The 8,806-nt window shown below is 36.4% G+C and carries 7 protein-coding genes; 3 read left to right on the top strand and 4 right to left on the bottom strand.

Features of this window, described 5'->3' with window-relative positions; all coding sequences use genetic code 11:
- On the top strand, window positions 1–107 hold a 107-nt coding region (locus GYY69_RS12280; protein WP_174797942.1), incomplete at its 5' end, for an integrase core domain-containing protein.
- Between the two features lie 505 nt (window positions 108–612).
- Entirely contained in the window at window positions 613–2,346 is a 1,734-nt protein-coding gene (locus tag GYY69_RS12275; protein WP_174797941.1) for a hypothetical protein, read from the top strand.
- 345 nt (window positions 2,347–2,691) lie between these two features.
- Here the strand turns inward: GYY69_RS12275 and cysG are convergent, their stop codons facing one another.
- From cysG to nirB, 4 genes are all read right to left on the bottom strand, one after another.
- Window positions 2,692–4,065, bottom strand: coding sequence for a siroheme synthase CysG (cysG, locus tag GYY69_RS12270; RefSeq protein ID WP_174797940.1), 1,374 nt, complete (start codon window positions 4,063–4,065; stop codon window positions 2,692–2,694).
- A 232-nt stretch (window positions 4,066–4,297) separates the two neighbouring features.
- Window positions 4,298–5,068: a nitrite transporter NirC gene (nirC, locus tag GYY69_RS12265; RefSeq protein WP_174797939.1), complete on the bottom strand. Its 771-nt coding sequence runs from the start codon at window positions 5,066–5,068 to the stop codon at window positions 4,298–4,300.
- Between the two features lie 27 nt (window positions 5,069–5,095).
- Complete coding sequence (nirD, locus tag GYY69_RS12260) at window positions 5,096–5,428, bottom strand: nitrite reductase small subunit NirD (protein WP_174797938.1); 333 nt, start codon at window positions 5,426–5,428, stop codon at window positions 5,096–5,098.
- 1 nt (window position 5,429) lies between these two features.
- Window positions 5,430–7,952, bottom strand: a complete 2,523-nt coding sequence (gene nirB, locus GYY69_RS12255; protein WP_174797937.1) for a nitrite reductase large subunit NirB — start codon at window positions 7,950–7,952, stop codon at window positions 5,430–5,432.
- Between the two features lie 290 nt (window positions 7,953–8,242).
- Between nirB and GYY69_RS12250 the strand changes: the two genes are divergently transcribed.
- Window positions 8,243–8,740, top strand: coding sequence for a MarR family winged helix-turn-helix transcriptional regulator (locus GYY69_RS12250; RefSeq protein ID WP_174797936.1), 498 nt, complete (start codon window positions 8,243–8,245; stop codon window positions 8,738–8,740).
- The last annotated feature ends 66 nt before the right edge of the window (window positions 8,741–8,806 follow it).

The raw sequence follows: 8,806 nt of genomic DNA, 5'->3' as shown, positions 1-8,806 counted from the left end.
GGAGAATAACCGAAGAATGGTTAACGATTTATAATACCGAAAGACCGCATGAGGCGTTAAATAACATGACACCGATTGAGTATAAAACACTAAAACAAGCAGCATGATTTTCTACGTGAGTTGTGTATAAGTTTGGGATATTTACAAGGGTTTTCTATTCTTTACTATACTATTTTATGAATGCAAAAGAAAATAAAATAAATCAAATAATTATCTACATAAAACAAATTTAGAATATATATTGATAAATTGACAGGCGCGTAAAAAACTTTCACCTTGAATGAGGTTTATAATGATAAAAGAATTATTTCGCCAATCAGATATTAAATCTGGATTAAATTTAATTATTGCGTCCTATCTTGATCGCATGTATGAAGATAATGATTTTTTAAAAGTTGTAAATTATATGGTAAAAAATAGGGTTTAGTACTGATGGTGTATATTGTCATTTCACTTGTGAATATGATGGTTTTTTAGATAAAATGGTTTTCAAAGATGGCTTTTTTTGCAATAGGATACCCTCCAACAGAAAACGATACAAATAATTGTCGCTTATTTATATATCATTTATAATCCATAAACCTCTTTAAATAAATAAAATTGAAATGGGTTATGTCGTACTTTGATGAAAATAATTTAGAAAGAATCCGTTGGCGTTGTTCTCTTAATTTAGAAAAGTATTTTAAAGATCCACTTCGAGGTTTTTACAACGAGAACCACGAGTATGTTGCTACTTGGTACGAAAACCGCCTATCACTAGAAGGTCATAGAACATGCGTTGAAGTGACTTTTATTAATCTCACCAATCCAACCTATAAGAATAAAAAGAGTGAAGAAACTTATCAAAGTTTTTTTGTCATCGCCTTACCAATCAATTGGTTGCATAAAATTCCATTTGGAAGTATTTGGAAAACTGGTGAATCGGAAGAAAAATTTAAGTTTAAACAATATAAGATTACGTTCTCAAAAAGTATTGGATTATCTTATCAACCTCTTTGGCAAAATAAAAATTCTCACCCATTTGAAGCAGATAAATATGTCCATCCATCTGATTTAGAGCGTTTTAAAGGGGATGGAAATAATTTATTGGTTATCAAACAAGATAGCTACTCTTACATCATTCATCCTTTACACTTTTTTATGGCCCACTATGGTTATTCTAGTGAATTAAAACGTATTTTGGTTACAGATAATTGGAGTAAAATTGAGAAAAAGTTACACCTTAAGGAGCATTTCAACGAAAAAGGCGTATTCCTACCGACAAATCTTTCTACAAATGATGCCGTTTTCCTCTATCACTTAAAATATGACAAGTATACAAATACCATTATAAAAGATGTAAATGCTAAAATTCTCTTATTTAAAGATCAGAGATACGCTAATTACCTTATTCCCTGTTGGCATGATCAATCTATTACTCTTTCATTTTATGGTATTTCTTTAGGAAACTCTATACTCTGTTGCCAAATTACAGGTATCAGTCAACCACAAGGTGAAGCAATCAATCTTTACTATTACTCTGTAGTGAAAGCAAACTTAGATGATAAAGCTCAAGAAAACAACAAAACGCAATATAGAACGCGAAAAAAAGAACGAGACCACGAGCTTGAAAAACTTGATATATCATTGAATAATGTAAATAATCTTGTTACAACAGACGTAATTGAATATTTAAAATTGCTTGGCGAGAAACGAGAGATAAATCGAATTGGATTAATTCATGAAACCGCAAGAAACGGCAATATTAAATTCTTGAATTATAATGAACCAACTGATTTTAATGTCGGTCAGAAACAAGGTAAAACAGGCAATACAGGCATTTCAAACTGTTTCTATGATATTCCTAACAATCAAAAAATTGAAGGTAAAGCTCGTATAGACACTATTTGGGAGCATGCAAAACGATTACGTTATGAGCATAATTGTAAGGTTTATTGGTATACACCTAAAAAAGGGTTCAACGAAAACGATGAGTTAACGTTAATTTCCTTAAAAGATATATGTGATTCATTACATAAATCTTACCCAATGTGTGCATTGATATTACGTATTGATGTTAAACAAAGAACATTCTTTGTTCTCAACTTCCCTACTAGGGCAGGAAGAAATGACTCTGGTTTTAGTAGTGTCGTTTATGATCCGGTAGATATTCAGAAATTCTTGTCGTTCAATATTAACAACTCGGAAGATACGATATTCAAATTACTCATTGAACTCATATCAGGAGATGGTGTAAGTAGCGATTATATTGATTCGAAAAATGGGAAAATGTCGATGTTTAGACATGTAGAAGCTAAAAAGACGAAAAATAATTGGGTTTGGAATGGCATAAAAAAATTACTTTAATGTAAGGAAAGGTATGATATTTAATTACAAATTTAGAGCAATTTTGGTCAGGATTATAGGCCTGTTCACCTTATACAGAAAAAGGGGATTGATTTAAGCTCAGGAGTAGCCTATTAAAACAAAAAGGCAAATTGAATTAATTATCAAAATAATATAAGTAAAGTTATAAGAGAAATTTATGAAAAAAAGAATTGAATCCAGCGAAGTAGAAAGAATTAATAATTTGATTATAGAAAGCCTTGAGTATAAATCTCAAGATAAATATACTTATATAAAAATTTAAATGACTCACAGAAAGTGATTTACACAAACAATAAACCATATTGAATAATCGTTCTATTCCAATTAATGTTCAGAAAACCAACTCAGTTTTTCACGTAATGCCACAACAGGTCCAATAATAATTAAACTTGGGCTACCAGCCCGCAAAGATAATTGCGCTAAATCACATAATAAGCCCGATACTACTTTTTGTTTTGTTGTGGTGCCTTCTTCAACAATGGCTACCGGCGTATTTGCATTCATACCATGCTTAATTAATTGTTTTTCAATATTTTCAGCTTGCGACAATCCCATGTAAAACACTAACGTTTGTTTTTCAGCTGCTAGGCTTTGCCAATCAAGATGACTACCATCCTTTAAATGACCGGTGATTAAACGCACACTATGGGCATAATCTCGATGCGTTAACGGGATTCCGCTATAGGCAGAGCAACCCGAAGCGGCTGTAATTCCCGGGACGACGGAAAAAGGAATATCAGCGTTAAATAATGTTTCAAGCTCTTCACCGCCACGACCAAAAATAAAGGGATCTCCGCCTTTTAGGCGTACAACACGTTTACCTTTTTGCGCTTGTTGTAAAAGAATCTGGTTTATTTGCTCTTGCGGTACACAATGAAATCCTGCGCGTTTACCAACAAATACACGCTTAGCATCTCGACGAGCAAGATTCATAATGTCATCTGAGACCAATCGATCATAGACAATAATATCCGCTTGTTGGATCTGTTGTAATCCCTTTAGCGTCAATAATCCCGCATCACCAGGCCCAGCGCCAACTAAAACCACTTCGCCACGAGCATCAAGTGATGTATCAAATAACTCATTCGTGAGTTTTTCAACATCATCAGAATCATTATTAGCAAGCGCTTGAGCTAATCTATCATGCGAAAATAGTCTTTCCCAAAAACGTCGTCGTTCTGTCATTGTTTGGTAGGTTAGTTTAACTTTATCGCGTAAATAACCAGCATATTTAGCTAATTTACCTAAATGTTGGGGTAATATAGACTCTAGTTTTTCGCGCAATAATCTGGCCAAAACAGGGGCATGCCCTTCCGAAGAGACGGCAACCATAATAGGAGAACGATCAATAATCGAAGGCATAATAAAACTTGCCGCTTTAGGAGCATCTACAACATTACAAAAAATACATCGTTTTTCAGCCTCCATACTTACTTTTTGATTAGTCTCTTGGCAATCTGTCGCAGCAATGACTAACCACTTATTATCAAGTAATTCAGCATCAAATTCCCCTTGAGCTAGGGTAAGTTGCTTTTGCTCATGCCAACACATAAATTGTTCATTAAAGGTTTGCGCATTTACCGTCAGGCGAGCACCTGCTTCAAGCAATAATCGCGCTTTACGTTCAGCGACTTCACCACCACCGACTAATAAGCAATCACGGTTTTCTAACTTACAAAATAGGGGAAAATAATCCATAGCACCTCAAAATAGAACACTCTCTGTTTAAAAATTTATCAACACCTAGCCTCTAATAATAGAATGTTATTGCTTATCCTATTTTTAATCGCACCGCTATTTTGTATCACTAATAGCAATGAAAACAAAATAGAAGACTAAATAATTTAGCACTTTTTTAAAGAAGGGGAATTATTCACTATACATTCCCCCCTAGGTTGATTATGGTAATAACATCTCGCTAATTAAATCGTTATGCTGGGCGCTCTGCTTTCGGCGTTGAATACCAGTATCCCAGCCCCATAAATAACGCACCAGAAACAAGATTTCCTAATGAGACCCATAACAAATTATAACCAATTCCAGTTAATGTGTAAGCATCACTATGATGACCAAACCACGAAAGTGCAAATAAGGTCATATTTGCAACCGAGTGTTCATAACCACAAGCAATAAATGCTAATAAACACCACCAGATAGCAATAAATTTTGCCGAGCCTTCAACTCGATTAGCCATCCAAATTGCTAAACAAACTAACCAGTTACATAACACGCCTCTAAAAAATAATGCGGACGCCGTAGCCGATGTTTTGGCTAAAGCTGCGGCGTGAACCAAGCTGGTATCTGTGGATAATAAAGGTGTTGCAGCATAACAATACAATGCAGCTACAAAAATTGATCCTAATAAATTACCTAACCATGTTTGCGGTAATACCAACCACATTTGGCCATGGGTAATTTTTTTGCATTTAACACCAAGCGTTAAAAACATGGTATGCCCAGTAAATAATTCCGATCCGGCTATAACAACCAACGTTAATGCAATACCAAACGTTGCTCCCATAACTAACGGTCTCATTGCAGGATCAACGAGATTTCCTAGAGTAAAAATTAAAATAATACCAAGCCCTACATAAGCCCCAGCCATAGCAGAACTTACCCAAAAACCAAATGGATTCGTTTTTGCCAAACGAACAATGCGCGCAGCATTGGCTGCACATTTATTAATCGTTTCAGTATACATAACAACTTTATCCTTTTAAAAATAGGTTTAGTGCGACTTTACTTGTACCATCCCATCATCATTAACGATGACTTCATAATGAGCGATCGAGTATTGTTCATCTTCAAAACAATAGCCATCTTTTAAACGAAAACGTTGTTTTTTCAGCGGGCTTGCCACCCATAACTGATTTTCATGCTCCGCAATAATGCCACGAGATAAAACACTTGCCTTAGCAAAAGGATCAATATTACTAATCGCATAAAGCTCAGCATTATTATAAGGACGGAAGATAGCAACATGATCATTACCGACAAGAGCACAAACGCCAGTGCCTGGCAAAATATCATCAAGTTTACAAATAGTTATCCATTGACTCATATTATTCCCCTAACATTACTTTACGTTCTTCGGCTGTAGCTGGTCGATGCTGATCGCGTTCAGGTACAATTTGGACATTCTCATCACGTTTGCTGCTGTTAATAAAGTGCGCAAATCGAATTTGGTTTGCATTATTTTCAACCGTTTCTTTCCATTCGCATACCATTAATTTACGTAAGCGCGCCATCTCACTTTCTAGCTCTGCATTAACACCTAACTTATCGTCTATAATGACACTGCGTAAATAATCAATACCACCTTCTAGATTTTCAAGCCAAACTGACGTTCGCTGTAATTTATCTGCAGTACGAATATAGAACATCAAAAAACGGTCAATAAATTGAATTAGTGTGTTTTTATCGAGATCCGCAGCAAGTAAATCGGCGTGACGAGGCTTCATTCCCCCGTTACCGCAAACATAAAGATTCCATCCCTTTTCAGTGGCAATCACCCCAATATCTTTACCTTGAGCTTCGGCACATTCACGCGTACAACCAGATACACCCAGTTTAAATTTATGTGGTGCACGAATACCTTTATAGCGGTTTTCGAGTTCTACCCCCAATCCCACACTATCGCCTACACCAAATCGACACCAAGTGCTACCCACACAGGTTTTTGCCATTCTTAACGCTTTAGCATAAGCATAGCCACTCTCAAAACCCGCCTCAATAAGCTCTTTCCAAATAGCCGGCAGATCATCTTTTTGTGCGCCAAATAGACCAATACGCTGTGAGCCGGTAATTTTAGAATAGAGTTGATATTTTTTAGCGATTTGACCAATGGCAATTAATCCTTCTGGTGTAATTTCGCCACCGGCACTGCGAGGAATAACAGAATAAGTACCATTTTTTTGAATATTACCTAAGAAAATATCATTACTATCTTGCAAAGGAATCAAATTATCTTTAAGTATATAATCATTCCAACATGAGGCTAATAACGATCCAACCGTGGGTTTACAAACCTCACAACCGTAGCCATTACCATGTTTTTTAATCACTTCATCAAATGACTTTAAGCCCTCAACACGAATTAAATGATATAACTCTTGGCGCGAGTATTTAAAATGTTCACATAAGGCATCACTGACCTCAATCCCTTGTTTAGCTAATTCCAAATTAAGAATTTGCGTAACAAGTGGGATACAGCCACCACATCCCGTTCCAGCTTTTGTTTCTGCCTTAATGGCTGCAACTGTATGACAACCTGCATTAATCGCATGGATAATTTTTTCTTTAGTCACATCAAAACAAGAACAAATTTGTGCTGAATCAGGAAGCGCATCAACACCCATAGTCGGCTTTGCGCCTGCATGTGCTGGTAGTATCAACGTATCTGGGTGTTCGGGGAGATCCATATCATTAAGCATTAATTGTAATAAATTACTATAATCCGACGTATCGCCGACCAATACCGCACCCAAGAGCTTTTTATTATCACTCGAAACAACTAATTTTTTATAAACTGGCGTTGTCTCATCTAAGTAAACATAGCTACGACTCCCCACTGTTTTCGCTTTAGCATCACCAATACTGCCAACATCGACACCCATCAGTTTTAGCTTAGCGCTCATATCGGCGCCTTCAAATTTATCGGCTTGACCCATTAAATGCGCTAAAGCAATCTGAGCCATTTTATAGCCGGGTGCAACCAAACCAAAAACCTTGCTTTGCCAACAAGCGCATTCACCAATAGCATAAATATCAGAATCCGATGTTTGGCAATAATCATTAATCACAATCCCACCACGAGGACCGATTTCTAACTCGCATTGTTGAGCTAATTTATCGTTTGCTCTAATGCCGGTTGAAAAAACAATAAAATCGATTTCAAGTGAAGAACCATCTGCAAATTGCATGATTTTACCTTCAGGTGTATGAATTATTTCTTGGGTATTTTTACTGGTGTGAACCCCGACACCCATCTCCTCAATTTTACGACGTAATTGTTCTCCGCCTTGTACATCAAGCTGTTCAGCCATAAGCACTGGGGCAAACTCAACCACATGCGTTTGCATACCTAAGTTTTTCAAAGCGCCCGCAGCTTCAAGCCCTAGTAACCCACCGCCCACAACAGCGCCTTTTTTACAACGCTTTGCACATTCGCGAATGGCATCAAGATCTTCAATCGTACGATAAACAAAACAATCAGACCCCTCAGCACCTTTAATCGGCGGCACCCAAGGATAAGAGCCTGTCGCAATAATCAATTTATCATAAGCAACAATTCGCCCTTGTTGAGAATGGACTTCCTTACGCTGACGATTGATTAAAATAGCCCGTTCATTAAGTAAAACATTAATATTATTCTCTTTGTATAATCCTTCGCGAACCAGAGAAAGTGCTTCGGCAGTATGCCCAGAAAAATAAGAAGAAAGATGCACCCGATCATAGGCAAGACGTGGCTCTTCACAAAAAATAGTAATATTGAATTGATTGGACTGCATTTTATCGATTAATTCTTCAACAAAACGATGCCCAACCATCCCATTACCAATAATAACGAGATTGGTTTTACTCATACAAAAACTCCAATTTTATTTTAATTTAATGATTTAATTTTATTTTGATAACATTGTATGAAACTTGGTACAGATTATAACTACCCTCAAGGATTACTACTTTAGTGGTAAGAGTGATTGTTGAAGTCATAATTTGAAGTTAAGGCTTGTTTAAAAATAGATAAAAATCAAAAATGCCTATCAAAATACTCGACTTAATGACCCAGCAAATCGATAAAAACAGCTAAAAAAGTTGCCAACCACAATTAAATGTTTATAATTAGCCGACTAAATAAATTGAGTAATGATAATTGAATTACAATTCAAGAAAGCTTCCTTCACGTGAAACCTTAGCGCGTGCACAAAGATTTAATAATGATATTGTTGAAGTTTCTGGTGTTGATCTGGTTTTAAGTTTAATCACAACCGCCGATCTCATTCGCGCGAATATCTATGCACAATTAGATAAAGATTACGGCGTTTCTGAGGGGAAATTTGCCTTATTGATGTCACTGTTTTCAGAAGGTGAAACCTGTGCCAGCGATCTTGCTTTGCGCATTGGCGTAACACCGGCGACGGTATCAGTCATGGTTAAACGAATGCTGGCATCTCCAAAGCCTTTAATCTCGATGACAAAAAGCGGTGAAGATGGGCGTTCTCGCCTAATCACTTTAACAGATGCAGGTGAAAGGCTGATTCAAGAGGCATTACCTAACCACCTTAAATCGATTCGCGCTTTTGCGCAGGTGCTAAACCCGCAAGAACAAGAGTCTTTAATCGCGATGTTGCGTAAATTATTACGAAAATAACGGACTTTAATCATTAAAGTCATTCTTTTTACTTAAATAGTTAGCTGACTAAATAAATGGAAAATA

Origin of the sequence: Gilliamella sp. ESL0250 (assembly GCF_013345045.1) — a bacterium.
GTDB classification, from domain to species: domain Bacteria; phylum Pseudomonadota; class Gammaproteobacteria; order Enterobacterales; family Orbaceae; genus Gilliamella; species Gilliamella apicola_H.
The sequence above is the reverse complement of the archived record's forward strand: the minus strand, read 5'-3'. Positions and strand labels throughout refer to the sequence as shown.

Coding starts and splice junctions, on each gene's coding strand:
- nirD (WP_174797938.1), bottom strand. CDS start 5,428: ATGAGTCAATGGATAACTATTTGTAAACTTGATGATATTTTGCCAGGC.
- nirB (WP_174797937.1), bottom strand. CDS start 7,952: ATGAGTAAAACCAATCTCGTTATTATTGGTAATGGGATGGTTGGGCAT.
- nirC (WP_174797939.1), bottom strand. CDS start 5,068: ATGTATACTGAAACGATTAATAAATGTGCAGCCAATGCTGCGCGCATT.
- cysG (WP_174797940.1), bottom strand. CDS start 4,065: ATGGATTATTTTCCCCTATTTTGTAAGTTAGAAAACCGTGATTGCTTA.
- GYY69_RS12275 (WP_174797941.1), top strand. CDS start 613: ATGTCGTACTTTGATGAAAATAATTTAGAAAGAATCCGTTGGCGTTGT.